28 protein-coding genes are annotated in these 24,411 nt (G+C 74.6%); 17 read left to right on the forward strand and 11 right to left on the reverse strand.

Features of this window, described 5'->3' with window-relative positions; genetic code table 11:
• Nucleotides 1-19: 19 nt before the first annotated feature.
• The 11 genes from AC07BF_RS30935 (at nucleotide 20) to AC07BF_RS30985 (ending at nucleotide 10,009) form a co-directional block, all read left to right on the forward strand.
• A complete protein-coding gene (locus tag AC07BF_RS30935; RefSeq protein ID WP_363588125.1) occupies nucleotides 20-1,258 on the forward strand; it encodes a beta-ketoacyl-[acyl-carrier-protein] synthase family protein in 1,239 nt (412 codons plus the stop codon).
• The gene (locus AC07BF_RS30940) at nucleotides 1,255-2,136 is read left to right on the forward strand and encodes a MaoC family dehydratase (protein WP_478334219.1); all 882 of its coding nucleotides are present in this window, start codon (nucleotides 1,255-1,257) and stop codon (nucleotides 2,134-2,136) included. Before AC07BF_RS30935 ends, AC07BF_RS30940 begins: the two co-directional genes overlap by 4 nt.
• 7 nt (nucleotides 2,137-2,143) lie before the next feature.
• On the forward strand, nucleotides 2,144-3,697 hold the full coding sequence (locus tag AC07BF_RS30945; protein WP_478334220.1) for an AMP-binding protein: 1,554 nt from the start codon (nucleotides 2,144-2,146) through the stop codon (nucleotides 3,695-3,697).
• A 51-nt stretch (nucleotides 3,698-3,748) separates the two neighbouring features.
• The gene (locus AC07BF_RS30950; RefSeq protein WP_063352985.1) at nucleotides 3,749-4,021 is read left to right on the forward strand and encodes an acyl carrier protein; all 273 of its coding nucleotides are present in this window, start codon (nucleotides 3,749-3,751) and stop codon (nucleotides 4,019-4,021) included.
• A 3-nt stretch (nucleotides 4,022-4,024) separates the two neighbouring features.
• Entirely contained in the window at nucleotides 4,025-5,056 is a 1,032-nt protein-coding gene (locus AC07BF_RS30955) for a hypothetical protein (protein ID WP_363632333.1), read from the forward strand.
• A complete protein-coding gene (gene trpA / locus AC07BF_RS30960) occupies nucleotides 5,049-5,954 on the forward strand; it encodes a tryptophan synthase subunit alpha (protein ID WP_478334221.1) in 906 nt (301 codons plus the stop codon). Before AC07BF_RS30955 ends, trpA begins: the two co-directional genes overlap by 8 nt.
• 19 nt (nucleotides 5,955-5,973) lie before the next feature.
• A complete protein-coding gene (locus AC07BF_RS30965) occupies nucleotides 5,974-6,348 on the forward strand; it encodes an ectoine synthase (protein ID WP_363588135.1) in 375 nt (124 codons plus the stop codon).
• A 97-nt stretch (nucleotides 6,349-6,445) separates the two neighbouring features.
• Complete coding sequence (locus tag AC07BF_RS30970) at nucleotides 6,446-7,591, forward strand: acyl-CoA dehydrogenase family protein (RefSeq protein WP_063352981.1); 1,146 nt, start codon at nucleotides 6,446-6,448, stop codon at nucleotides 7,589-7,591.
• Nucleotides 7,588-8,313 carry a phosphoribosylanthranilate isomerase gene (locus AC07BF_RS30975; RefSeq protein WP_363588139.1) on the forward strand — a complete coding sequence of 242 codons (726 nt, stop codon included), beginning with the start codon at nucleotides 7,588-7,590 and terminating at the stop codon, nucleotides 8,311-8,313. Before AC07BF_RS30970 ends, AC07BF_RS30975 begins: the two co-directional genes overlap by 4 nt.
• On the forward strand, nucleotides 8,310-9,080 hold the full coding sequence (locus AC07BF_RS30980; RefSeq protein ID WP_478334222.1) for a beta/alpha barrel domain-containing protein: 771 nt from the start codon (nucleotides 8,310-8,312) through the stop codon (nucleotides 9,078-9,080). Before AC07BF_RS30975 ends, AC07BF_RS30980 begins: the two co-directional genes overlap by 4 nt.
• Nucleotides 9,077-10,009, forward strand: coding sequence for an alpha/beta hydrolase (locus tag AC07BF_RS30985; protein WP_478334223.1), 933 nt, complete (start codon nucleotides 9,077-9,079; stop codon nucleotides 10,007-10,009). The genes AC07BF_RS30980 and AC07BF_RS30985 overlap by 4 nt, the downstream gene beginning before the upstream one ends.
• Nucleotides 10,010-10,181: 172 nt before the next feature.
• Here AC07BF_RS30985 and AC07BF_RS30990 read toward each other — a convergent pair whose 3' ends face one another.
• From AC07BF_RS30990 to AC07BF_RS31005, 4 genes are all read right to left on the reverse strand, one after another.
• Nucleotides 10,182-11,111, reverse strand: coding sequence for a phosphotransferase family protein (locus tag AC07BF_RS30990; RefSeq protein ID WP_478334224.1), 930 nt, complete (start codon nucleotides 11,109-11,111; stop codon nucleotides 10,182-10,184).
• Between the two features lie 41 nt (nucleotides 11,112-11,152).
• Nucleotides 11,153-11,305 carry a hypothetical protein gene (locus AC07BF_RS30995; protein WP_363632341.1) on the reverse strand — a complete coding sequence of 51 codons (153 nt, stop codon included), beginning with the start codon at nucleotides 11,303-11,305 and terminating at the stop codon, nucleotides 11,153-11,155.
• A gap of 215 nt (nucleotides 11,306-11,520) precedes the next feature.
• The gene (locus AC07BF_RS31000) at nucleotides 11,521-11,730 is read right to left on the reverse strand and encodes a DUF397 domain-containing protein (RefSeq protein WP_363588149.1); all 210 of its coding nucleotides are present in this window, start codon (nucleotides 11,728-11,730) and stop codon (nucleotides 11,521-11,523) included.
• Entirely contained in the window at nucleotides 11,715-12,554 is an 840-nt protein-coding gene (locus AC07BF_RS31005) for a helix-turn-helix domain-containing protein (protein WP_363588151.1), read from the reverse strand. The genes AC07BF_RS31000 and AC07BF_RS31005 overlap by 16 nt, the downstream gene beginning before the upstream one ends.
• A 118-nt stretch (nucleotides 12,555-12,672) precedes the next feature.
• On the opposite strand from AC07BF_RS31005, the gene AC07BF_RS31010 reads away from it, so the two are divergent.
• From AC07BF_RS31010 to AC07BF_RS31020, 3 genes are all read left to right on the forward strand, one after another.
• Nucleotides 12,673-12,870, forward strand: a complete 198-nt coding sequence (locus tag AC07BF_RS31010; RefSeq protein ID WP_363588153.1) for a hypothetical protein — start codon at nucleotides 12,673-12,675, stop codon at nucleotides 12,868-12,870.
• A 2-nt stretch (nucleotides 12,871-12,872) separates the two neighbouring features.
• Nucleotides 12,873-13,121, forward strand: coding sequence for a hypothetical protein (locus tag AC07BF_RS31015; RefSeq protein ID WP_400335750.1), 249 nt, complete (start codon nucleotides 12,873-12,875; stop codon nucleotides 13,119-13,121).
• Nucleotides 13,122-13,196: 75 nt separating this feature from the next.
• Complete coding sequence (locus tag AC07BF_RS31020; RefSeq protein ID WP_400810473.1) at nucleotides 13,197-13,664, forward strand: NUDIX domain-containing protein; 468 nt, start codon at nucleotides 13,197-13,199, stop codon at nucleotides 13,662-13,664.
• Nucleotides 13,665-13,737: 73 nt separating this feature from the next.
• Here the strand turns inward: AC07BF_RS31020 and AC07BF_RS31025 are convergent, their stop codons facing one another.
• From AC07BF_RS31025 to AC07BF_RS31040, 4 genes are all read right to left on the reverse strand, one after another.
• Nucleotides 13,738-14,646 carry an aminoglycoside phosphotransferase family protein gene (locus AC07BF_RS31025; RefSeq protein ID WP_400810471.1) on the reverse strand — a complete coding sequence of 303 codons (909 nt, stop codon included), beginning with the start codon at nucleotides 14,644-14,646 and terminating at the stop codon, nucleotides 13,738-13,740.
• 105 nt (nucleotides 14,647-14,751) lie between these two features.
• Nucleotides 14,752-15,429 carry a DUF6875 domain-containing protein gene (locus AC07BF_RS31030; protein ID WP_400810469.1) on the reverse strand — a complete coding sequence of 226 codons (678 nt, stop codon included), beginning with the start codon at nucleotides 15,427-15,429 and terminating at the stop codon, nucleotides 14,752-14,754.
• On the reverse strand, nucleotides 15,426-16,091 hold the full coding sequence (locus AC07BF_RS31035) for a hypothetical protein (RefSeq protein ID WP_363588163.1): 666 nt from the start codon (nucleotides 16,089-16,091) through the stop codon (nucleotides 15,426-15,428). Before AC07BF_RS31035 ends, AC07BF_RS31030 begins: the two co-directional genes overlap by 4 nt.
• Before the next feature lie 86 nt (nucleotides 16,092-16,177).
• Complete coding sequence (locus tag AC07BF_RS31040; RefSeq protein ID WP_400844933.1) at nucleotides 16,178-17,557, reverse strand: pyridoxal phosphate-dependent decarboxylase family protein; 1,380 nt, start codon at nucleotides 17,555-17,557, stop codon at nucleotides 16,178-16,180.
• A 258-nt stretch (nucleotides 17,558-17,815) separates the two neighbouring features.
• Here AC07BF_RS31040 and AC07BF_RS31045 point away from each other — a divergent pair, with 258 nt between their 5' ends.
• Nucleotides 17,816-19,324, forward strand: a complete 1,509-nt coding sequence (locus AC07BF_RS31045) for a multicopper oxidase family protein (protein ID WP_363623895.1) — start codon at nucleotides 17,816-17,818, stop codon at nucleotides 19,322-19,324.
• A 65-nt stretch (nucleotides 19,325-19,389) separates the two neighbouring features.
• Here the strand turns inward: AC07BF_RS31045 and AC07BF_RS31050 are convergent, their stop codons facing one another.
• Together AC07BF_RS31050 and AC07BF_RS31055 are read right to left on the reverse strand one after the other, a co-directional pair.
• The gene (locus tag AC07BF_RS31050; protein ID WP_400845366.1) at nucleotides 19,390-20,880 is read right to left on the reverse strand and encodes an FAD-binding protein; all 1,491 of its coding nucleotides are present in this window, start codon (nucleotides 20,878-20,880) and stop codon (nucleotides 19,390-19,392) included.
• A gap of 63 nt (nucleotides 20,881-20,943) precedes the next feature.
• Entirely contained in the window at nucleotides 20,944-21,333 is a 390-nt protein-coding gene (locus AC07BF_RS31055; RefSeq protein WP_478334225.1) for a hypothetical protein, read from the reverse strand.
• Nucleotides 21,334-21,612: 279 nt separating this feature from the next.
• On the opposite strand from AC07BF_RS31055, the gene AC07BF_RS31060 reads away from it, so the two are divergent.
• Nucleotides 21,613-21,912, forward strand: a complete 300-nt coding sequence (locus AC07BF_RS31060) for a YciI family protein (RefSeq protein WP_363632399.1) — start codon at nucleotides 21,613-21,615, stop codon at nucleotides 21,910-21,912.
• 128 nt (nucleotides 21,913-22,040) lie between these two features.
• On the forward strand, nucleotides 22,041-23,681 hold the full coding sequence (pgm, locus tag AC07BF_RS31065) for a phosphoglucomutase (alpha-D-glucose-1,6-bisphosphate-dependent) (RefSeq protein WP_478319271.1): 1,641 nt from the start codon (nucleotides 22,041-22,043) through the stop codon (nucleotides 23,679-23,681).
• Between the two features lie 173 nt (nucleotides 23,682-23,854).
• Here the strand turns inward: pgm and AC07BF_RS31070 are convergent, their stop codons facing one another.
• On the reverse strand, nucleotides 23,855-24,262 hold the full coding sequence (locus AC07BF_RS31070) for a MarR family winged helix-turn-helix transcriptional regulator (RefSeq protein ID WP_363624086.1): 408 nt from the start codon (nucleotides 24,260-24,262) through the stop codon (nucleotides 23,855-23,857).
• Nucleotides 24,263-24,411 lie beyond the last annotated feature (149 nt).

Here is a 24,411-nt window from a genome sequence, read left to right on the forward strand (position 1 = left end):
GCCCGGAAAGGACAAGACCATGGCAGCCCGCCCCACCCGGCCCCCCATCGCCGTCACCGGCCTGGGCGTCGTCAGCCCCGCCGGCCACACCCCGGCCGCGTTCTGGCACACCGTCAGCACCGGCACCCCCACCGCCACCGCCCTCACCGACCCCGCCCTGGCCCGCCACCGGGTCCGCCTGGGCTGCCGCGTCACCGACCTGCCCGACAACGGCCCCGTCCCCGCCAAGGACGCCCGCCGCCTCGACCCCTTCGCCCACTACGGCACCCTCGCCGCCCTCGCCGCCCACCAGGACGCCGGCGCCCCCGAACCCGACCCCGGCCGCAGCGCCATCGTCGTCGGCAACGCCGTCGGCGGACGCACCACCAGCGACCGCGAATCCGCCCTCTTCACCACCGCCGGACCCCTGCGCGTCAGCCCCCTGATGCCCCTGGTCACCATGCCCAACGCCGCCGCCGCCCAGATCGCCATGCGCCTGGCCTGGACCGGCCCCGCCCTGACCATCGCCACCACCTGCGCCTCCAGCGCCGACGCCATCGGCCACGCCGCCCTCCTCCTGGAAACCGGCCGCGCCGACATCGTCATCGCCGGCGGCTGCGAAGCCACCCTCACCCCCGTCACCCTCGCCGCGTTCGGCAACCTCGGCGCCCACTCCCAGCGCAACGACGACCCCACCCGCGCCAGCCGCCCCTTCGACACCGACCGCGACGGCTTCGTCATGGGCGAAGGCGCCGGCTTCCTCGTCCTCGAACGCCTCGCCGACGCCCGCGCCCGCCACCGCACCCCCTACGCCCTCCTCGCCGGCTACGGCTCCAGCGCCGACGCCTACCACCTCTCCAACCCCCGCCCCGACGGCGCCGGCGCCGTCGCCGCCATGCGCGCCGCCCTCACCGACGCCGGCCTCACCCCCGCCGACATCGCCCACGTCAACGCCCACGGCACCTCCACCGTGCACAACGACCGCGCCGAAGCCGCCGCGCTGCGCACCGTCTTCGGCCCGCACGGCGTGCCCGTCACCTCCACCAAGGGCTCCATCGGCCACCTCATCGGCGCCGCCGGCGCCGTCGAGCTGATCGCCGCCGTGCAGGCCATGAACAGCCGCCTCGCCCCTCCCACCGCCAACCACGAGCACACCGAACAGGGCCTGGACCTCGACGTCGTCCACGGCACCGCCCGCCCCATCCGCCCCGGCGCGGCCCTGTCCAACTCGTTCGGCTTCGGCGGCCACAACTCGACCCTGGTGGTGACCCCGCTATGACCACGACCACACCCGCGACCACACCCGCGACCACACCCGCGACCGGGCCCGCGACGACGCCCGCCCACCGCACCGCCCGCACCCGCACCACCGTGACCGCCGACGCCCTGGCCGCCTACCGCACCGCCGCCCGCACCGGCCTGCCCCCCGCCCCGGACACCGCCGCCGCCCCCGCCCACCCCTTCGTCCTCGCCCACACCCTCGCCCAGCACACCGTCACCACCCTGACCACGGGCGATACCGGCTTCACCGGCGTGGTCCACCTCGCCCAGGAGATCCACACCCACCACCCCCTCACCGCCGGCACCCACGTCGACATCGACGTCACCGTCACCGCCGCCCGCCGCGAAGCCCGCGGCACCCGCCTGGCCCTCACCACCCACCTCACCGACGGCACCCGCACCCTGGCCCGCCTGACCACCTCCGCCCTGCTGGTCGGCGCCACCGCCATCGAACCCTTCGGCACCCTCACCCCCGCCGCCCACCCCGGCACCACCCCCGACACCGAACCCCTCACCCTCACCCACACCCTCACCCCCGCCGACGTCACCGCCTACGCCCACGCCGCCGGCGACCTCAACCCCCTGCACCTCGACGACGACGCCGCCCGCGCCGCCGGATTCCCCGCCGCCATCGCCCACGGCATGCACCTGGTCGCCCTCGCCACCGAGGAGATCACCGACCGCCACGCCGACGGCGACCCCACCCGCCTCACCGCCCTGGGCGCCCGCTTCGCCGCCCCCGCCACCCCCGGCACCCCGCTGCGCCTGACCCTGCAGCCCTACGACCGGGGCACGGTGGTGCGCTTCACCGTCGCCACCCAGGACGGCACCGCCGTCAAGGCCGGCTGGGCCGCCCTCACCCCGGCGGGGGAGTGAGACCCCGATGACCACACCCGCCGAACCCACCGCGCCCACCGCGCCCACCGCGCCCACCACACCCGCCGCGCCCGCCGTGCAGGCCCCGCCGCCGCTGTCGCTGCCCGACGCGTTCACCGCCCACGCCCGCACCCGGCCCGACGCCGTCGCCCTCCTGTGGCACGAACGCGCCGTCACCTACCGCGAACTCGCCGAAACCGCCGAACGCGAACGGCTGCGCCTGCACACGCTGGACCTCGCCCCCGGCGAACCGGTGGGCCTGCCCGCCGCCAAGTCCCCCGAGCAGATCGCCCTCGTCCTGGCCTGCCTGATCGAGCGCCGCCCCTTCCTGCTGCCCTCCCCCCAGCTGGCCCCCGCCCTGCTCGCGGCCCTGTTCGCCCAGGCCGGCGCCCGCCACCTGCTCGCCCCCCTCGGCCAGGACACCCCCGCCCTGCCCACCCTGGCCCGCCCCGCCCCCGTGCCCACCCTCGCCGCCGGCACCTCCTTCCTGCTCACCACCTCCGGCTCCACCGACCTGCCCAAGATCGTCCCCCTCGCGCAGGCCGCCGTCGACCGCTTCACCGCCTGGGCCCACGACACCTTCGACCTCGGGCCCGGCCGCGTCGTCGCCAACTACGCCCCCCTCAACTTCGACCTGTGCCTGCTGGACGTGTGGGCCACCCTCGCCGCCGGCGGCACCGTCCTGCTCATCGACCCCGCCCACGCGCTCAACGCCCGCCACCTGCTCGCCCAGCTCACCCGCCACCGCCCGCACGTCCTCCAGGCCGTCCCCCTCGCCTACGCCCTCCTCGCCCAGGCCGCCGCCCAGACGGCAGGCCCGGCGGTGCTGGACAGCGTCGAGCACGCCGCGTTCACCGGCGACGCCATCGACGCCCGCACCCTGGCCGCACTGCCCGCCCTGCTGCCCGGCGCCGCGCTCTACAACATCTACGGCTGCACCGAGACCAACGACAGCTTCCTGCACCGCCTGGACCGCCTGGACGCCACCGCCGCCCTGCCGGTGCCCATCGGCACCCCCCTGCCCGGGGTGCGCACCCTGCTCGCCGCCCCCGACGGCACCCCCGTCACCGGCCCCGGCCGCGGTGAACTGTACGTCTCCACACCCTTCCAGGCCGCCGGCTACCTGGACCGCTCCCGCGACGCCGGACGCTTCACCACCCAGCCCGAGGGCGCCGGGCCCGGACGGCGCTGGTTCCGCACCGGGGACCTGGCCGTCCGCGACGAACACGGCCGCCTGCACCTGACCGGACGCGCCGACTTCCAGGTCAAGGTCCGCGGCGTCGCCGTCAACACCGCCGAGGTCGAACGCGTCCTGCTCGCCCACCCCGAGGTCCGCGAGGCCGCCGTCGCCGCAGCCCCGGACCCGCTGACCGGCAAACGCCTGCACGCCGCCGTCCAGCGCGCCGCCGGCTCCGCCCTCAACAGCCTCACCCTGCGCGAGCACCTGGCCCGCAACCTGCCGCGCGCCGCCGTGCCCGAACGCCTGGCCATCCACGACGCCCCGCTGCCCAAGACCGCCACCGGCAAAGTCGACCGCAAGGCCGTCCTGCCCACCGCCTGACCACACCACCACACCCACCAAACCCCAATACACCCAAGGGAGTTGCGAGCCATGAGCAACATCGCCCAGATCAAGCGGTTCCTCATCGAGGAGTTCCTGCCCGACGTCACCCCCGAGCAACTCGCCGACGACCACGACCTGCTCTCCGACGGCGTCATCGACAGCCTGGGCGTCCTCAAGCTCATCGCCTGGGTCGAGGACCACTTCGCCCTGCCCGTCGACGACACCGACCTCGACCCCAACAACTTCCGCTCCGTCACCGCCATCGACGCCTTCATCACCCAGCGCCGCGCCGTCCCGGCCAGCGCCGTGGCAGGCGGCTGACCCGTGCACCCGGCCCTCACCGCCCTGCTCGCCGGGCACGACGTCGACCTGGACACCTGGCGCTCGTGGTGGGACCAGCTGGAGCAGCGCACCCCGGGCCCGGCCCGCGACAGCGACCGGGCCCAGGCCGCGGCCCTGCTGGCCGCCCTCACCACCCGCCTGCCCGCCCCCGACACCCTCGCCGCCTTCACCACCTCCCTGACCGAACGCAGCCCCCACCCCGGCCCCGCCCACCCCGCCAGCGTCAACATCGTCGGCACCGGCGGCGGCCCGGCCACCTTCAACCTCTCCACCGCCGCCGCCCTGACCGCCGCCGCCATGGGCGTGCCCGTCGTCAAGACCGGCTCCCGCGCCTACACCAGCAGCGCCGGCTCCATCGACCTGCTGGAACGCCTGGGCATCACCCTCACCTCCTCCCACACCGCCACCGCCGACCACCTCGCCCGCCACGGCATCGCCTTCGCCGGCCCCCACGTCTACCCACCCGCCCTCACCCGCCTGGCCCGCCTCCTGTTCCCACTCACCCTCAAACCCTTCGGCCGCCTCCTCAACACCCTCGGCCCGCTGCTCGCCACCGTGCCCGTCACCGCCCAGCTCACCGGCGCCAGCGCCGCCACCGACCTGCCCGCCCTGCGCCACCTCGCCCCCCGCACCCCCGGACGCGCCGTGTGGCTGGCCACCAACACCGCCGGCGCCGACGAACTCCTGCCCTTCGCCGACAACACCCTGCACACCCCCGACACCACCATCCACCTGCCCGCCGGCTCCATCGCCCCCGCCGACGGCACCCTGGCCGACCTCGCCCCCCACCCCGAGGACCTCACCGGCCACTTCCTGCAAGCCCTCGCCGGCCGCGCCGGCCCCACCGCCACCCACACCATCGCCCTCAACGCCGCCGCCCTCGCCCTCGCCTCGGGCCGCCACACCCACTGGCACACCGCCCACACCGCCGCCCTGGACGCCCTGGCCGACGGCGCCCCCCGCGCCCTGGCCACCCGCCTGCGCACCGACCACAAGGCCCCCGCCCATGCCTGACACCACGTTCTTCGCCGCCCGCGCCGACGGCCGCCCGCACCTGGCCCTGTTCCTCAACGCCGGAGACCCGCCCGCCCGCCTGACCGACCTGGCCCTCGTCCTGGACGAGGAAGGCGTCGACGTCCTCGAACTCGCCGTCCCCTTCCCCAACTCGCCCACCGACGGCCCCGTCATCCGCCGCTCCGCCGACCGGGCCCTGGCCGCCGGCACCACCCTGGACACCGTCCTGGACGAACTCGCCACCCTGCGGCCCCAGTTGAAGAACCTGAAGATCGCGCTGCTCGCCGACTGGAGCCACAGCCTGCGCGCCGCCGACCCCGCCACCCACGCCCGCGCCATCGCCCAGGCCGGCGCCGACGCCCTGCTCGTCCACGCCCTGCCGCCCCGCCTGCGCCCCGCCTGGCGCCAGGCCCTGCGCGAGGCGTCCCTGCCGCAGGTCGCCACCTGCTACCCCACCTCCACCCCCGAGGTCCTCACCGCCGCCGCCCGCGACGCCCACGGCGCCTACGTCTACCTCGTCGCCCACTACGGCCGCTCCGGCACCACCCCCGCGCAAGGCCACCACACCCTGGCCGCCACCGTCGCCGCCCTGCGCGCCGCCGCCCCCGCCACCCCGGTCGCCATCGGCTTCGGCGTCAAAAGCGCCGCCGACCTGGACGCGGTCGCCGCCGCCGGAGCCGACGCCGCGATCGTCGGCTCCGCCGCCGTCGCCCGCATCGAGACCGCCCTCACCGAGGGCCGCGACGCCGCACAGGCGCTGCGCGCCCTCCTCCACGACCTCCGCCCGCCCGGGCCACCCCAGCCCGCCACGGCCGGACGCACCACCAGCACCAGCACCACCGGCACGAGCACCACCGCCACGCGCACCACCCCCGGCACCACCACCCCCGCCCGCTGACACGAAAGGCAGAACCAGCATGCTGATCCGCGACATTGACGACGTCCAGACCGTCGAGTGGGGCAACGGCCTGTCCCGCCGCTTCCTGGTGGCCGGCGACAACCTCGGCTACACCCTCACCGACACCATCGTCAACGCCGGTACCAAGTCCCGCCTGGAGTACCGCAACCACCTGGAGGCGTGCTACTGCATCGCCGGCTCCGGCGAGGTCATCGCCATGGACGGCACCTCCCACCCCATCACCCCCGGCCGCCTCTACGCCCTCGACCAGCACGACGCCCACTACCTGGTCGCCAGCCCCCACGAGGACCTGCGCCTGGTCTGCGTCTTCTCCCCGGCCCTGCGCGGCGACGAGGTCCACCAGCTCGACGCCTCCTCCTCCTCCGCCTACTAGGCGAAGACCCTCCCCTTCGAGTCACGCGCCGGCGCCCCGCGCGCCGGCCTGCCACCCCGGGCCCCGCACGCGGGCCCGGGAGGAAGGCGGCACGTCCATGATCCGCTGGAACGCCGACCAGCACGCCCTGCGCGAGGGCCTGGCCCGCTTCGGCGACGACCTGAGCGCCGGCCACATCGAAGGCGACGAACAGGCCGCCTTCTCCCACGACAAGTGGCGCCTCGTCCAGAAGACCGGCATCCTGTCCCTGCCCTTCGAGGAACGCTACGGCGGGCTGGGCCAGTCCCTGCTCACCACCATGTACGTCCTGGAGGGCCTGGGGCAGACCTGCCGCGACGGCGGCCTCAACTTCTCCGTCACCACCTCCCTCGCCTCCACCGGCGTCCCCCTCCAGGCCTTCGGCTCACCCGCCCTCAAAGAGGCCTACCTGCCGCGCATCGCCTCCGGCGAGGCCATCGGCGCCCACGCCATCACCGAGTCCGAGGGCGGCTCGGACGCCATGCAGATGCGCACCCGCGCGATCCGCGACGGCGACCACTTCGTCCTCAACGGCGCCAAGACCTTCGTCAGCAACGGCCCCGTCGCCGACGTCATCGTCGTCTACGCCCGCACCCACCCCCAGGGCGGGGCGCTCGGCGTCACCGCGTTCCTCCTGGACCGCGACATGCCCGGCATCAGCACCGGAAACCCCATCAAGAAGATGGGCCTGCGCACCTCGCCGCTGTCCGAGGTCTACCTCGACGACGTCAAGGTGCCCGCCTCCCGGGTCCTGGGCCGCGTCGGCGGCGGCTTCCTCGTCCTGGACCACGTCATGAAACGCGAGATCCTCTACTCCTTCATCGTCAACACCGGCGAGATGCAGCACCGCCTGGCCCGCTGCCTCGACTACGCCAAGACCCGCATGTCCTTCGGCAAGCCCATCGGCTCCTACCAGTCGGTCGCCAACAAGATCGTCGACACCAAGATCCGCCTGGAGACCGCCCGCAAGTGGCTCTACGACACGGCCCAGCGCCTGGAGGCCGGCGAGAACGTCACCGTCGACATGGCGATCGCCAAACTCCTCACCAGCGAATCCAACCTCGCCACCTCGCTGGCCGCCGTCCAGGTCTTCGGCGGCAACGGCTACATGTCCGAGTACGGGCTGGAGAAGGACGTGCGCAACGCCGTCGCCGGCACCATCTACTCCGGCAGCAACGAGATCCAGTACAACCGCATCGCCGCCATGCTCGGACTCGGCAAATGACCGCCCCCGCCCCGCCCCGCCCGCTGCCGCCCGCGCGGCCCCGCCACCTCAAGGTGTGCGGGGCCCGCACCCGCGCCGACCTCACCCTCCTCGCCGAATCCGGCCCCACCCTGGTGGGCCTGTGGCACGGCGTGCCCGGCGGCCCCGCCGAACTCTCCGAACAGCACCTCGCCCACCTCGCCGCCACCGCCATCCGCCTGGGCCTGGAACCCGTCCTGGTCACCTTCCTCGACGACGCCGACCAACTCGCCCGCCTCGCCCGCGCCACCGGCATCCGCTGGATCCAGCTCCACGCCTACCAGAGCCCCGCCCTCGTCACCGAACTGCGCCACCGCCTGCCCTACGCCGTCCTCGTCAAAGTCCTCCACCTCTCCCGCGGCCGCTGCCTGGAACGCCCCTTCATCGGCGCCTTCGAACGCGCCGGCTGCGACCTGTTCCTGCTGGACACCGTCACCGACGACGGCCGCGTCGGCTCCACCGGCCACCCCCTGGCCCCCGCCGACGTCCACACCCTGCTGCCCCGCCTCACCATCCCCTTCCTCCTCGCCGGCGGCCTGAACGCCGCCAACCGCGACACCTACCGCACCGTCACCGACCACCCCCTGTACGCCGGCGCCGACATCGACACCGCCGCCCGCAACCGGGCCGGCGACTTCACCCACGAAGCCGTCACCGCCCTCGCCCACGCCTGGCACCCCCGCCCCAAGGAGGCCTACGTATGAGCGCCCCGCGGTTCCTCGACGCCCTGCTGGCCGCGAGCCGCCCCCTGATCATGGAGGTCAAACTCCGCGACCCGCACGGCACCGACCTGCTGGGCCCACGCACCGTCACCGACCTCGTCACCCGCTACGAACAGGCCGGCGCGCCCTGCCTGTCCGTGGTCACCGGCCGCTGGTTCGGCGGCACCCCCCGCCTGCTGCGCGAGGTCACCGCCGCCACCGACCTGCCCGTCCTCCAGAAGGACTTCCTCACCCGCCCCGCCCAACTGGAGGCCGCCGCCGCCCTCGGCGCCTCCGCCGTCCTGCTCACCGCCGCCCTGCTGCCCGCCACCTCCCTGCACCGCCTGGTCACCACCGCCCTCGCCCTGGGCCTGACCCCGTTCGTCGAGATCACCGGCGAACACGAACTCGCCCACCTGCCCCAGCCCGAACACTGCGTCATCGCCGTCAACAACAAGGACATCCGCACCCGCGAACGCGACCGCGGCGACCTCGGACGCAGCCTGCGCCTGCTGCCCGCCCTGCACGCCACCGGCACCCGCGCCCCCGTCTCCGCCTCCGCCATCACCGAACCCGCCGACGCCGCGCGCCTCCTGGACGCCGGCTACGCCGGACTGCTCATCGGCACCACCCTGATGCGCCAGAGCGACCTCACCGGCTGGCTCGCCGACCTCGACACCGCCCGCGCCGGAGCCGCTGACAGGGCCGCCACCACCGTCCGCGCCGGGGCCGTCCGCGCCGGAGCCGTCCGCGCCGGAGCCGCCCTATGAACCCCCGCCCGAACCCGCGGCCCAACCCTCGGCTCGCCACCCGCTCCCTCGTCCTGGACGCCGGCGGCATCCCCGTCTCCGCCCTCGTCGCCGAACCCCAGGACCGCGCCCCCAAAGCCGTCCTCCTCGCCATCCACGGCCGCGGCATGCGCGCCGCCTACTTCGCCGGCCCCGCCCACCCCGACACCAGCCTGCTCACCCTGGCCGCCGACCTCGGCTACACCGTCCTGGCCCTGGACCGCCCCGGCCACGGCGCCTCCGCCCACCGCCTGCCCGACGGCCAGCTCATCGCCGACCAGGCCGCCACCCTGCACGCCGCCCTCACCGACTACGCCCGCGCCCACCCCGTCGGCGCCGGCGTCCAACTCCTCGCCCACTCCTTCGGCGGCAAGATCGCCCTCCACCTCGCCGCCCACTGGCCCGCCGACCCCCGCCTGCCCCTGCTCGGCGCCGACATCTCCGGCCTCGCCCAGCACTACGCCCCCGGCGCGTGGGAGCGGCCCGACGACCTCGCCGGCGGCGGCCGCCTCAACTGGGGCCCCCTCAACCTCTACCCGCCCGGCACCTTCCACGCCGCCCGCACCCTGCTCACCCCCGTCCCCGCCCTCGAATCCCGCGAACTGGCCACCTGGCCCGCCCGCTACAGCGCCCTGGCCGCCCGCGTACACGTGCCCGTGCGCCTCACCCTCGCCGACCACGAGGCCTGGTGGCGCCTGGAGCCCTCCCACCGCACCGCCCTCACCGCCGCCTTCCCCCCGGGCCTGGCCCACCTCGTCACCGCCCACCGCGCCGGCCACAACCTCTCCCTGGGCCATGCCGCCCGCCCCTACCACCTGCGCGCGCTCGCCTTCACCGACGAGTGCCTCACCCGCCCCCGGCCCCAGCCCGCCGCTGCCGCCCCCGAGCCGCTCCTGGCCGCCGCCGGCTGACCGGGCGGGACGTCGACGACTCCCTCGGCCAGATGCCCCCCGGCAGCCTCCCCGCCGCCTCCCCGGGCCCGGAGACGGGTGTCGGCACGTCCGCGTCGGTGCAGGTCACCGGCAACGGCCCCGGGCGGAGTCGGGAGCGCGCCTCACACCGCATGCCGAGCACAGGCGCGGGTCACTGCCACACGAGCAGCGCTTCGAGCTCCGGAAGCCGGCCGAACAGGTCGGGGAGGCCGCGCACGCCGTTGCGCGCGGACTCGTGGGAGAGCGCGAGGTCGGGACCGGTGCTCGCCTCGACACCGGTGAGGCACCGCAGGATGTTCCACCTCGTGTGCCCCAGCCAGCCGCCGATCATGAACACGAACCAGCTCGGACCTGGCGGCGGCAGCGTGCCGCCCCCCGCGACATAGCCGTCGAGGACCGAGCGGAAGACGGCGGGCTCGATGTGGTCGAAGCCCGGTCCCTTCGCGAGGCTGAGCGCGGTCGAGCCGAGCTCGCCGGACAGGTCGAGCGTTCCCGAGAGCTCCCAGTCGAGCACCACCGGCCGGCCCTCCCGGGCGAGCAGGTTCCACGGTTGGATGTCCCTGTGGGTCAGCACGACGGGGCCCGGCCGTTCGCAGGTGTCGACGAAGTGGGCGATCGCGAGGAACGTCTCGACGTGAGAGGCGAGTTCGTCGGCCCAGGGCTGTCCGGTCGCCGCCGCCCGCGCGGCGAGTTCGGGCCAGTCCCGTGACGTCGGTTCCTCGACCGACGCGTGGGTCCACGCGACGTCGAGCGCGTGGATGCGCGCGAGGATCCCGCCGATCTCGAACGCGTACGCCGCCGACACCGGCGCTTCCGGCACCTTCTCTCCCGCGACCCATCGGTGAACGAGCGTGTGGTGGCCGGCCGAGATCGGCTCCGGCATCGGGATGCCGGCGGCGAAGGCCGCCCGCTCAAACCTGAACACGTCCTCGGCGCGATAGGCCCAGCGGCGGTCGGCGAGGTTCAACTCCTTGACCGCGAACGACCCTTGGTCGGTGTCGAGCCGGTACATCCGGTTGGCGAACCCGCCGTGGACGCGGATCATCGGCCCGATCGGCACGCCGAGATGCGAAAGGTTCACCCACGCATGCTAGTGCAGCGCCGCGTTGATCCTTCGGGGGTTCATGCGGCTTTGAGCGGGGAGCCGTCGTAGGTCCCGCGGTCGGGCTTGGCGGCGTGTTCGTCGTAGTCCAGGACGAAGTCGTCGATGCGTTCGGTCGGTTCCTCGCGGGAGGTGAACTGGCCGTGGCGCAGCAGGCGTCTGGTCAGTGCCATCGTCCCACCCCGAGATGGCCCCGGGGGGGCGGGGGGGGGGGGGGGGGGGGGGGGGGGGGGGGTGGGGGGTGGTGGGGGGTGGGGGGGGGGGGGGGGGGGGGGGGGGAGGGGGAGGGGGGCGTTGCTCGGCCCCCCCCCCCCCCCCCCCCCCCCCCCCCCCCCCCCCCCCCCCCCCCCCCCCCCCCCCCCCCCCCCCCCGGGCCCGGGAGTTGCTGCTACCGGGCGTCGAATTCGCCGGTGCGGACGGCGGTGACGAAGGCCTGCCAGGCGGGGGAGGGGAAGAGGAGGGCCGGGCCGAAAGGGTCTTTGGAGTCGCGGACCGGCATCACGCCGGTAAATCCGTCAGCGACCTCCACGCAGGTTCCTCCATTGCCGCCGCTGTACGAACTCTTTCGCCAGCGAGCGTCAGTCAGATTGACGTCCATTCCAGATCCCTCCGTACCACGCGGATCATCGAAAGTGAGTCGGCCTGGTTCAGGGCCTCGACCACAAGGCGATCGTAGCTCCTGGCCAGCGCCGAAACTGACTGGATATCCCGTTCGATGTAACCGCGTTGCTCGATCTCGCCGTAGCTGAGAATTTTGCGGTTCGGCATGGTAAGGAGTTGCACCACGCGAGTGAACGGCCGGTTCTCGCCCAGAGAGTACGGCGCCACCTGAATGACCACGTTGGGCCGATCAGCCAACTGTTCAAGGTGGAGCAGTTGCTCGATCATGACGTCCCGGCCGCCGACGAGTCGCCTCAGGCAGCTCTCGTCCAGCACCGCGTGCAGGACCGGAGGTGGAGTCCGTTCCAGGATGTGCTGTCGGGCAAGTCGGAAGTTGATACGTTCATCGGCCTGTTCTGGGAGTGCGGCGCCCTGCCTCACATATCCCGATTCAATCGCGGTTGCGTACGCGGGAGTCTGTAGGAGTCCAGGGATGACGTTGATCTCGAAGAGCTTGATCTGCTCCGCGCGGGCCTCGTAGTTGGCGTACTCCGGGAAGCCCTCCAACAACGTCGTGTGCTTGAGCTGCCAGTACATCAGTACGAGCGTGCCGCCGGTCTTGAGCTCCTGGTCGGCCAGCTCCGCCAGCTGCAGGCTCGGCGGCCGGTGCGCAAGTTCGACGTAGGACAGGTGCGATGCGGTGCACCCGACCTTCTTCGCCAGCTGGACCTGGGTGAGCCCAACTGCTTCGCGTGACCTGCGGAGTTGAACTCCGAAGGCGGCCCACGGGGACGAGGTCGGGTCGATGCTCTTCTTGTTCATGGAACTTCCCCAACTCACGGCTGCTCTGACAGCAAGTCGTATATCGCTTCCGATGCTAGGTGGTGCGGGGCCACCATGTGCACAGAACGTGAAACACTGATTGCGGAAGGTTATTCCCATGGCTGATGCCCAAGTCCCCCGCCTCCACGGCTACGGCGTGCGCTGGGACACCGAGACCCGCCTCTACCGGGTCCGGCACGAGCTCACCGGGGATTGGCTGCGCCAACCGGACGGTGAGCTCAGCGGGTTCGGCTCCTTCTCCGAGGCCTGGGGTGCCTGGCGCGTCTTCGAGGTCCACAAGCGGCCGGGGGAGTGAGCGTGTCCTCGATGCTCTCCCGCGCGACCGCCGACCAGCGGCGCCAGGCGGCCGACGTCCTCGACGACCTGACGACCGTCCTCGCCCTGGGCGGCGTCACGTTGCCGTCCGTCGAAGTCGACTGGGAGCACGGCCGCAGGACGGGCTGCTACCTGATCAGCCTCGGCTGCGCCCGCCCGTCCGCACTCCTGCGGGTCGTCGACCTGCTCCGCAAGGGGCTGCGCTACGAGCGCCTGACGCATGACGACTGAACTCCTCGCCCGCCTGCTGTGGTGGGCCGGCTTCTCCCTCGTATTCCTCGCCGCCCTCAGAAGGTGAACTACCCGATGCGTGACCCCCGCTTGCTCGCCAAGCCGCCGGTGTGCCGGCTCGGCTGCCTCGTCCTCGTGCGCAACCCGCGCGGCGACGTCCTGCTCGTCGACCCGGACTACATGGACGGCCTGATCCTGCCCGGCGGCGCCGCCCAGCCCAACGAGCCCCCGCACCTCGCCGCCGCCCGCAACCTGCACGCGGAGACAGGGCTCAACCTGCGTCTCGCCGACGTCCTCGCGGTCGACTTCACCCCGGCCGACCGCCACCTGGAGCGCCTCAACCTGGTCTTCGACGGCGGCACCGTGCGCGACGACACTCGCCTCACCGTCCCGCCGCAGCACCGCAGCGGCCTGTTCGGCGCCCGCTTCGTCCCCGTCCGCCGACTCCCCGACGTCATGGCGCCCTCCCAAGCCGCCCGCGTCAGCGAGGCGTTGGCGGGCCGAGCGCTGCCCGTCCTCCTCCACGGACAGCGCGCGACCTGAGGTCCGCCGTCCCGGCACATCCGAGTCGGCGACCGACGCGCGCGGTGAACCCGTCCCGACCGGCCGGGACGGCTCACCGCGCGCCGGCGGCCTCCAGGATCGCGGACAGCCGCGCCAGGCATTCGCCGACGAAACCGGGATAGGTGCCCCAGTAGTACGACAGCCCGCCGACCCCGACGCCGACCGCCCACGCCCGGGCCCGCAGCCACGTCACGTCGTCGAGGCCGAGGGCGTCCCAGTACGCCTGGCGGGCCGGGGACGGAAGGTCCCACACCGTGGCGTGCTCGGCGTCGGGAAAGCCGACCGACAGGCATCCGAAGTCGATGACCGCGTGCAGCCCGCCCTGCCGGACCAGCAGGTTGGAGGGTTTCAGGTCGCCGTGCAGCCACACCTGGCGCCCGGACGGCCCGGGCAGGGCGAGCGCGCTGCGCCACAGGTGCAGCAGGTGCTCGATGTCGAGGTCCAGGCCCGGGATCGTCCGGCACTTCTCGAAGCATGCGGTGATCGACTCGTCGCTGTCGCGCAGGTCGCCCCCGCGGTACCAGTGGAGCGCGCCGTGGCGGACGGCCCCCATGAGCGGGACGCAGTGCAGGCCCTTGACGACCGCCGCCAGGTCGGCCCCGAAGGCGGGCCAGTCGGTGACCGACCCCGGGCCGGGCTCCTCGCCGTCGATCCAGCGGTACACCGACCAGGCGAGCGGGAACACGGCGCTCGGGGCCCCGGCGTGCACCGGCTCCGGGACGCGGCACGGAAGGTGCGGTGCCAGCCGCGGCAGCCAGGTCAACTCCTTGCGCACGGAGTCCGCGCTCTGCGCCGTGCGCGGCAGCCGCACGAGCAGGTCGTCGCCGAGCCGGTACATCGTGTTGTCCGTGCCCGAGCCGGCCGGCGAGACGGACAGGTCGGCCCATTGCGGCCGCTGCTCCCGGAGCAGGGAGCGGACGACCGCCTGGTCCGCGAAGACCTCGTTCTCGTGAAGCGCCACGGTGAGAGCCTTCACGCCGGGCGCCACCGCCGCCAGCGATTTTCCCCGGGGGGGCGCGCGCGGAGCCGGGCGCCGACCCGGCTCCGCGCGCAGGGGGGCCGCGGCTCAGGCGGCGGTCAGGCGGGCGGTCCTGCGGTGTTCCGTCATGCCGGAGACCAGCTGGTCGCGGATGCGGGCGGGGACCTGGGGGGCGAAGCGGGCCAGGTAGTGGGCCAGGTGGGCCTCGTCGTCGACGAGGAAGGGCAGGTCGAAGACGAGGAGCTTGCGCACCGCCAGCAGCGGCACGGGCGCGCGCAGCGGCCTGAAGGAGCGGTTCCACAGGCCCCCCTCCTCGCAGACGGGGTGGAACTGGCCGATCATCAGGCCCTGTTCGACGAACTCGTCCTTGGCCTTGCGCTGCGCCTCGTCCAGCGCGGTGGAGTCGGCCCGGTCCAGGCCCGGCAGCACCAGCAGCACGGTCAGCAGCTCCCGGTCCGACTCCTCCGCCAGGCCGGCCAGCAGCCGGTCGTACCAGGCGCGCAGCTCGCCGACCAGCGCGGGCAGGTCGCCGCCCGCGCCGGTGTCGGCGACGGCGATGTGGAACAGGCCGCGGCGCAGCGAGGGCTGGGTGTAGGGGCAGACGGGGCCGCTGCGCCCGAGGTCGGGGTGGGCGGTGGTGAGGAAGCGCCGGCTCCAGTCGAGGATCTCGGCGGCCTCGGGGTGGTGGGCGGCGGCGCCGGCGTCGATCTGCTCGGCGGAGTAGACGCGCAGCGCGGTGTCGATGTCGAGGGTGTGGGTGGTCATCGGGGGCCCCGCCACACGGGGGTCAGGCGGGGGCCGCCGGCGGGCAGGGCGATGGCCTCGCCGAAGCGGGTGAAGCCGCCGGCGCCGCAGACCCGGGCGCCGCCGGGGGAGCTGGTCTCGGCGTAGGCGGCCTGGCCGTCGTGGTCGACGCGGGCCAGGAAGGCGCGCAGGAGGGCGGTGCCGGTGCCGGTGTGGCGGGCGTCGGGGTGGGCGCCGACGAACGCCAGGTAGTGGTGGGGGCGGTGGCGCGGGTGGCGGCGGGCCTGGAGGCGGGTGATGGCGGCCAGGCGGCGGGCGGATTCGGGGTGGGTGTCGGCGTCGACGGCCGCGTCCAGGGCGCGGGCGGTCGCCTGGTCCTGCCCCCCGGGGTGCTCCCACACGCCGGGGGGCAGGAAGAGCAGCGCGCCGACGGGGGCGGCGTCGTCGGGGTGCTGGGCGGTCAGGGCGCCGCCGTGGGCCAGGCACTGGTCGACGTGGACGCGGAAGAAGGCGGGCAGGATGCGGGCGCGGTGGGCGTCGTCGGGGAAGGCCCAGCGGGTGAGCGGGTCGTCGTGGAAGGCGGCGGCGAGCACCCGGGCGAGGGCGGGGGCCTCCTCGGGTCGGGCGGGGCGGACCGCGGGGGCCGCGAGGGCGGCGCCCGGCGGGACGGTGGCGGTGGTCAACGGACACTCCTCGGCAGACAGGCGGCGGGGCGGCGGGGCGGCAGGGCGGTCGTACGGGGGGGGCGCTCGTACGGGGGCGGCGGGCCTCAGGGCCGGGCGGTGGCGAGCGCGGTCAGGCGCGCGTGCAGGGCGGGCAGGTGGTCCTCGGCCTCGGGCTTGATCAGGACGCTGCGCAGCACCGAGGCCCCGTCGGCGTCCGCTGCGGCCGCCGGGTGGCGGCGGGTGAAGTCGGCGGCGTCCACCCGCAGCAGGCTCAGGTAGAGCGGGTCGTGCTCGTCGGCCATGCCCTGGCGCAGCACGTGCCGGCTGGCGGCGTCGACGGCGGACATCGGCGCCCCACCCGGGGTGGGGTGGTAGGTGACGATGTCCAGTTGCGGGCGCTGGTGGAGGGTCAGGTGCGGGCTGTCCTCGATCAGATCCGCCCAGGCCAGGGCCGCGCGCCGCCCGCCGGCCAGGACGGCGCCCAGGCCCTGGGGGGTGAGCGGCAGCAGTTGCAGGGTCAGCCACAGGGCGGCGGCCGCGGCGCCGGCGCGCGAGCATTCCAGGCTGATCTCGCCCAGGTGCAGTTCGGCGTCGGTGAAGTAGGTGTAGGGGGAGTCGTGGGCGAAGTGGCGGCCGATGTCGGGGTCGGCGAACAGCACCGCGCCGCAGCCGTAGGGCTGGAGGCCGTGCTTGTGCGGGTCGACGGTGACGGAGTCGCAGCCGGCGATGGCCCGCCACGGCGCCGGGTCCAGCCCGAGGGCGGCGGCCTGGGCGTCGTCGGTGGCCAGCAGGGCGAAGAACCCGCCGTAGGCGGCGTCCACGTGCACCCGCACCCCGTGGCGGCGGGCCAGTGCCAGCACCTCGTGCACCGGGTCGACGGCGCCGAGCCCGGTGGTGCCGGCGGTGACGACCACCGTGCCGACGCGGCCGGTGGCGAGCAGGGCGGCCAGCGCGTCGACGTCCATGCGCCCGTCCGCGTCGCAGGCCACCGCGTGGCCCTCGACCCCCAGGACGTGGCACATGCGGCTGTGCGTGTAGTGGGCCTGCGCGCTGTAGGCGACGCCGAGCCCGGGGTGGCTCTGGCGGGCCACGTACAGGGCTTCCAGGTTGGCGATGGTGCCGCTGCTGGTGAGGTGGCCCACGTGGCGGGGCAGGCCGAACATGGCGGCGAGCTGGGCGACGCACTCGCGTTCCATGTCGTTGGTGGCGGGCCCGCCCTCGTAGGCGTGGTTGTTGGGGTTGAAGCGCATCGCCGTCAGGTAGCCGACGACGGCTGCCGGGTGCGGCGGCTTGACCATCTGCCCGGCGTAACGGGGGTGGAAGAACGGGTAGTTGTGCTCCAGGCGCTTGGCGAAGCGCTCGAACGCGGCGGCGAAGTCCGCGTCGTCCACCTGGTGCGAGGGATGCGGGCTGTACGGCCCGAACCGCTCTCCCCACTGCTCGGCGACCTCGGCCGCCCTCGGCAGCCAGTACCGCAGGTCCACGCTCCGGCCCTTCCCTTCGAGGGATCCTCCAGTGTTCTGCGAGCCACGGTGACCGCCCGCCGCAAGCGGCCCGCAACACCCGCAGCTCACCGCGCGCCCCGCCCGCAACCCGCCCCGCGCGGTCCACCGGGCCTCAGCCGGACCCCAACCCGGCGCAAGGATCCGCTGCTGCAATCACCCCCGGAACCCGCCCCCGCCCCACCCGCCGGGGCCGCACGGGCACACCGCCACACCGGGCCGGCAGCAGGAGGACGCGCGATGGTGACCAGACGCAGGATGATCGGCGCCGCCCTGGCGACCGGGGGAGGGGTCCTGCTCATGCGCACCACCCTGCGCCCGGCCGCCTCCGTCGAGACCGCCGCCGCCGCGGCCGCCCACACCCACCCGGGCCCCGCCGCCTCCGCCGCCGAGGCCGACCCGGGCCCCGACGCCGGCCCCACCCTGGCACCGAAGTTCACCGCCGCGATGCCCCTGCCCCCGGTGCTCGCCCCCGTCTCCACCGACGGCGCCGCCGACACCTACGCCGTCACCATGCTCAAGGCCTACGCCCGCATCCTGCCCGGGCACCGCACCGACGTCCTCACCTACAACGGCGCCTTCCCCGGCCCCGTCATCCGCGCCCGCTCCGGACGCCCGGTCGTGGTGCGCCAGACCAACCTGCTGGACGACCCCGTCTCCGTCCACCTGCACGGCGCCCGCGTCCCCGTCGCCTCCGACGGCGGCCCCATGAACCTCCTGGACACCGGCGCCACCCGCACCTACACCTACCCCAACGACCAGCCCCACGCGAGCCTGTGGTTCCACGACCACGCTCACCACCTGGAGTCCGAGCACGTCTACCGGGGCCTGGCCGGCACCTACCTGATCACCGACGCCACCGAAGCCGCCCTGCCGCTGCCCGCCGGCCGCTACGACCTGCCCATCGCCCTGCGCGACGCCCGCTTCGACCCCCAGGGCCGCCTCGTCTACCGCATGGACGACCCCCTCAACCGCACCACCATCCTCGCCAACGGCCGCCCCTGGCCCAAGGTCGAGGTCGCCGCCCGCAAGTACCGGCTGCGCCTGCTCAACTCCTCCAACCTGCGCTTCTTCTCCCTGCGCCTGGCCGACGGCGGCCCCCTCACCCAGATCGGCTCCGACGGCGGCCTGCTGGAACGCCCCCACGTCACCGACACCGTCGACCTCTCCCCCGGGGAGCGCGCCGACGTCGTCGTCGACTTCTCCCGCTACCCCGTCGGCTCCAGCATCGTCCTCACCAACTCCATGCCCCCCGGCCCCGCCGAACACGTCGGCCAGGTCCTGCGCTTCGACATCACCCGCGCCGCCGACGACCCCAGCCGCGTCCCCGCCCAGCTGCGCACCCTGCCCGCCCTGGGCGCGGCGGCCCGCGAGCGCACCGTGGTCCTGGAGTACCAGGAGAAGCCCGGCGCCGCCCCGCTCGGACTGATCGACGGCAAGGTGTACGACCCGGCGCGGGTGGACGCCTCGGTGGCGTTCGGCACCTCGGAGATCTGGACGGTCGTCAACGCCAACAAGGACGTCCCGCACAACTTCCACCTGCACCTGGTGCAGTTCCGGGTGCTGGCGCGCAACGGCGCCGCGCCCGGCCCGGCGGAGTCCGGCCTGAAGGACACCGTGCGCCTGCTGCCGGGGGAGAGCGTGCGCCTCCAGGCCCTCTTCGACTCCTACCGAGGCCGCTACCCCTACCACTGCCACCTGCTGGACCACTCCGCGATGGGCATGATGGCGCAGCTGGAGATCACCTGACCCCCCTTTACTCGACCCCCCGCCGAGCCGCCCGCCCCCCCCGCGGGCGGCCCGGGGCCCGGCCGTCAGCCGGCGTGGATGCCCTGGCCCGGCGCCAGGATCCCCGCCGGATCCCACCGCCGCTTGGCCCGCTCCACCCGCTCCCACAGACCGCCGTAGTGGCGCCGCCAGTCCGCCCCCGTCATCCCCGGCACCGCCCCGATCAGGTAGCGCTTGCCGCCCAGCGCCACCGCCCGGTCGTACAGCCGCCGGTTGCGCTCCAGCATCGCCGCCGTGTCCGCCCCCGGCGCCGGGAACGCCAGCAGGTCGAAGTGCCAGCCCACCGGCTCCTGCGGCAGCACCGCCAGCGGCGCCCCCACCCGCGCCCGCGCGTACGGGTAGAACAGCAGCAGCCCCGCCCCCAGGTCGGCCGCCGTCAGCAGCGCGGTCGCCTCGCGCATGAACACCCCCACCGTCGAGGCGGGCAGGAACAGGCTCAGCCACGGCTTCGGCAGCCCCCAGAACCCGGCCGCGCGCAGGTAGCCCGCGAACGCGTCCACCCGGAACGCGTACTCGCGCCAGCTCTGCTCCACCACCGTCGTCTCGCCCGGCACCCCGTGCAGCCCCGCCAGCAGCGCCTCCCGGTCCACCGCCCGCCCGGCGTCCCCGTAGGCCACCAGTTCCGCCGTGTAGCGCCACCGCTGCCCGTCCGCGCTGCGCACCACGTTGCCGACCTGGAGGTCGAAGCGGCCCTGGGCCAGCACCTTCTCCTGGTCCGCGCGGTAGAGGTCCGCGTCGTCGTAGGCCAGGGTGAACACGGTGGCGCGCTCGCGCGCCGGCACCAGGGCGAGCGTGGCCCGCACGATGATCCCCACCTGCCCGCCGCCGGCCAGCACCGCCTCGAACAGCTCCCGGTTGTGCTCGCGCGAGGCCGTCACCAGCTCGCCGGTGCCGGTCACCACGTCCAGCGACCGCACGGTGTCCGCCTGCAGCCCGTGGCGCTGCACCGCCCCGCCGATGCCGCCGACGCTGAGCGTCCCGCCCACCGACAGGTGCAGGTAGTCCGTCAGGCATGGCGGCATCCAGCCCGCCGCCAGCGCCGCGTCCGTCAGCTGCGCCCAGGTGGCGCCCGCCTCCACCACGGCGAGCCCGGGTTCGACGGAGAGGATCCGCGACAGCCCCCGGGCGTCGATCGCGATGCCGCCGCGGGGGTTGGCCTGGCCGTAGCTGGAGTGCGACTCCAGCCCGCCGTCGCCGACGACCGCCTGGTCGCCGCTCTGCCCGTTGACCGCCACCGGGATGCGGTGGCGCCGGGCGAAGGCCACCACCTTCTGCACGTCGCGCACCGAGGCCGGGCGCAGCACCGCGCGGGGCGAGGCGGTGACCAGGTGCCCGAAGTCGGAGGAGAACCGTTCCACCTCGGCGCCCCGCAGGGCCACCGTGCCGTCCAGGGCGGGCAGTTGATCCACGTTCTCGCCCGGCTCGGCGGCCCAGGCGCGGGCGGCGGTGTTCCAGCCGACGACGGCGGCGCCGGCGCCGGCGATCAGTGCGCGGCGGGACAGACCTGAACTGCTCATACGAGAACTTCTCCGATCAGTCGTCAAATAGGGATTGTTGTACCGCAACCACCCCGCGACCACCTACCTCCCCGCACGCCCCTCCTGCTGCTCCCGTTCCAGCCCCGCCAGCGCGGCCGCGACGTACTCCCGCATCCGCACCTGGTGGGCCGGGGCGCCGGCGGGGATGTGCGCGCAGGCGGCCCGCGCCTCCTCCAGCAGCGCCCGCCGCGCCTCGGGCAGGTGCGCCACCCGCGGCGAGTCGGCCGCCGTCCACAGCACGTGGGCGAGCTTGTAGGCGTACACGCGCGGGCTGGCCGGGAACAGCGCCCGGTACACCCACAGCCCCTCCGGGGCGTCCAGGACCCACTCGTTGTGGCTCAGCAGCCGCACCCGCGCCTTGAGCACCAGGTCCCTGCGCGCCACGTCCCTGCGTGCCACGTCCTTGTGCGTCACGTCCCTGTGCACCGTCATCCCCGCGTCCCCCTTCGTCCGTTCACCGCCCACCGCCCCCGGCGCGATGCGGCCCGTGCGCAGCACGGCGCGCGCCCCGGCCGCCCTGGGCAGGGGGCCGGCGCGTGGCCGAAGGAGTGGATGCGGACGAGTCTGCGGGCTGCGCCCGCCGCCCGGCAAGGCGTGATCCGGGTGCTCTGCGTCCTACCGCAACCCCCCGCTGAACTGGCACAATGGGGTTCGGTACACGCCGCGAGCCCCGGCCGCGAGGCCCCTGCCGTGCGGGGCTAGCCTGGTCGCATGTTCGTACTTGAGCTGACGTACACCGCCCCGCTGGAGCGCATCGACGCCGTCCTGCCGCAGCACGTGGAGTGGCTGCGCGGGCACTACGAGGCCGGTACGTTCCTCGCCTCGGGCCGCAAGGTGCCGCGCGAGGGCGGGGTGATCATCGCGCTGGGCGAGGACCGTGCCGCGGTCGAGGAGCTGACCCGCACCGACCCCTTCGCCCGCGAGGGCCTGGTCGCCTACACGGTGACCGAGTTCCTCGCCACCACCACCGCCCCCGCCCTGGACGCCTACCGCCAGCAGTTGCCCGCCTGAACCCCGGCCCCTGAACCCCGGCCCCGCCGTGCCCCGCCCCGCCTCGCGGTTCGGGGCACGGTCGCGTTCTGGCTACGATCGGTGGCACGGGGCAAGGACGCGTACGGGAAGTTGGCGGGAGAAGACGGATGGCACACGCACGGGCCGGGCAGTTGGCGCAGCCGGATGACCTGGTGGATGTGGCGCGGCTGGTGACGGCGTACTACGCGCTGAACCCGGACCCTCAGGAGGTCGGCCAGCGGGTGGCGTTCGGCACCTCGGGCCACCGCGGGTCCTCGCTGGACGCCGCGTTCAACGAGGACCACATCGCCGCGACCACGCAGGCGATCTGCGAGTACCGGGCCCAACAGGGCATCGCCGGACCGCTGTTCCTGGGCGCCGACACGCACGCACTCTCGGAGCCGGCGAAGGTGACGGCGGTGGAGGTGCTGGCCGCCAACGGCGTGCAGGTGCTGCTGGACGCGGCCGACGGCTACACCCCCACGCCCGCGGTCTCGCACGCGATCCTGGCCCACAACCGGCGCAGCCCCCGGGCGCTGGCGGACGGCATCGTCGTCACCCCCTCGCACAACCCGCCGCGCGACGGCGGCTTCAAGTACAACCCGCCCAGCGGCGGCCCGGCCGGCTCGCAGGCCACCGGCTGGATCCAGGACCGCGCCAACGAGCTGATCCGCGAGGGCCTGCGCGGCGTCAAGCGCGTCCCGTACGCGCGGGCGCTGGCGGCGGCGACCACCGGGCGCCACGACTACCTGGGCACCTACGTCGAGGACCTGCCCGCCGTGCTCGACCTGGACGCGGTGCGCGCGGCCGGGCTGCGCATCGGCGCGGACCCGCTGGGCGGGGCGTCGGTGGCGTACTGGGCGCGCATCGCCGAGACGCACCGCCTGGACCTGACGGTGGTCAACCCGGTCACCGACCCGACCTGGCGGTTCATGACGCTGGACTGGGACGGCAGGATCCGCATGGACTGCTCCTCGCCGTCCGCGATGGCCTCCCTGATCGGCCGCAAGGACGAGTACGCCATCGCCACCGGCAACGACGCGGACGCCGACCGGCACGGCATCGTCACCCCCGACGGCGGCCTGATGAACCCCAACCACTACCTGGCGGTGGCCGTCGACTACCTGTACCGCCACCGCGCGGACTGGCCCGCCGACGCCGCGGTCGGCAAGACGCTGGTGTCCTCCTCGATGCTGGACCGGGTCGCCGCCGACCTCAAGCGCGAACTGGTCGAGGTGCCGGTGGGCTTCAAGTGGTTCGTCGACGGGCTGGCGGAGGGCTCGATCGCCTTCGGCGGCGAGGAGTCGGCCGGCGCCTCGTTCCTGCGCCGCGACGGCGGGGTGTGGACCACCGACAAGGACGGCATCCTGCTGGCCCTGCTGGCCTCCGAGATCACCGCCGTCACCGGCGCCACCCCCAGCGCCTACTACCGCGAGCTGACCGAGCGCCACGGCGCCCCCGCCTACGCCCGCGTGGACGCCCCGGCCGACCGCGAGCAGAAGGCGCGCCTGGCCCGGCTCTCCCCGCAGCAGGTCACCGCGGGCGAGCTGGCCGGCGAGGCGGTGACCGCGGTGCTGGCCGAGGCGCCCGGCAACGGCGCGCCGATCGGCGGCATCAAGGTGTGCACCGACAACGCCTGGTTCGCGGCCCGTCCCTCGGGCACCGAGGACGTCTACAAGATCTACGCCGAGTCCTTCCTCGGCACCGGCCACCTGGCCCGGGTACAGGAGGAGGCCCGCGCCCTGGTCGGCGAGGTCCTCGGCGCCTGATCCCCGCGCCCGCGGGTGCCCCGGACCGGTTCCCCGGCCCGGGGCACCCGCGTTTTCCGGGCCCGTCCTTCCCGGAGGCGCTGTCCCGCGCGCCCCGTCGCCCCTTAACCCCGCCGCCCCGTGCGCCCCTTGGCCCCGCTGCTCCTTCGCTCCGCCGCCCCTTCGCCCCGTGCTCAGCCGAACGGGCCCTGCTCGGTGAAGCGCCGCAGCGACCGGGCGAACGCCTCGGCCTCCCCGGGCGGCCAGGAGGCGAGCGCCTCCTCGATGCCGCCGGCCAGGCGCCGGCGCATCACCGCCACGGTGCGCTCGCCGGCGCCGGTCAGGGTCAGCAGGGTGGCGCGCTGGTCGCGCGGGTCGGCCTCGCGGCGCAGCAGCCCGGCCTCCTCCAGACGGGTGGCCCGGCGGCTGACCCCGGAGCGGTCCAGGCCGATCTCGGCGGCCAGGTCGGCGGCGCTGCGCGCCCCGGTGCGGGCCAGGCCGGAGAGCACGGGGTAGGTGACCTCGTCCACCGCCTCGCCCAGGCCCTCGGTCAGGCGCCGGTAGAGCGCGGCGCGGGCGGGGCGGCGCAGCAGGACGGCCAGGGCCTGGGCGACGGCGTCCCCGAGGCCGGAGGCAGTTTCAGGAACGGGGCCGGGGTCGGGGTCGGGGATTTCGGGGGAGTGGTCCACCCCCCGATCATAGCGTGCGCGACGCACGCGTTCCTGGGGTACGCTCATCCCATGAAGCGTGC

This window comes from Kitasatospora sp. NPDC043950, from assembly GCF_056435345.1.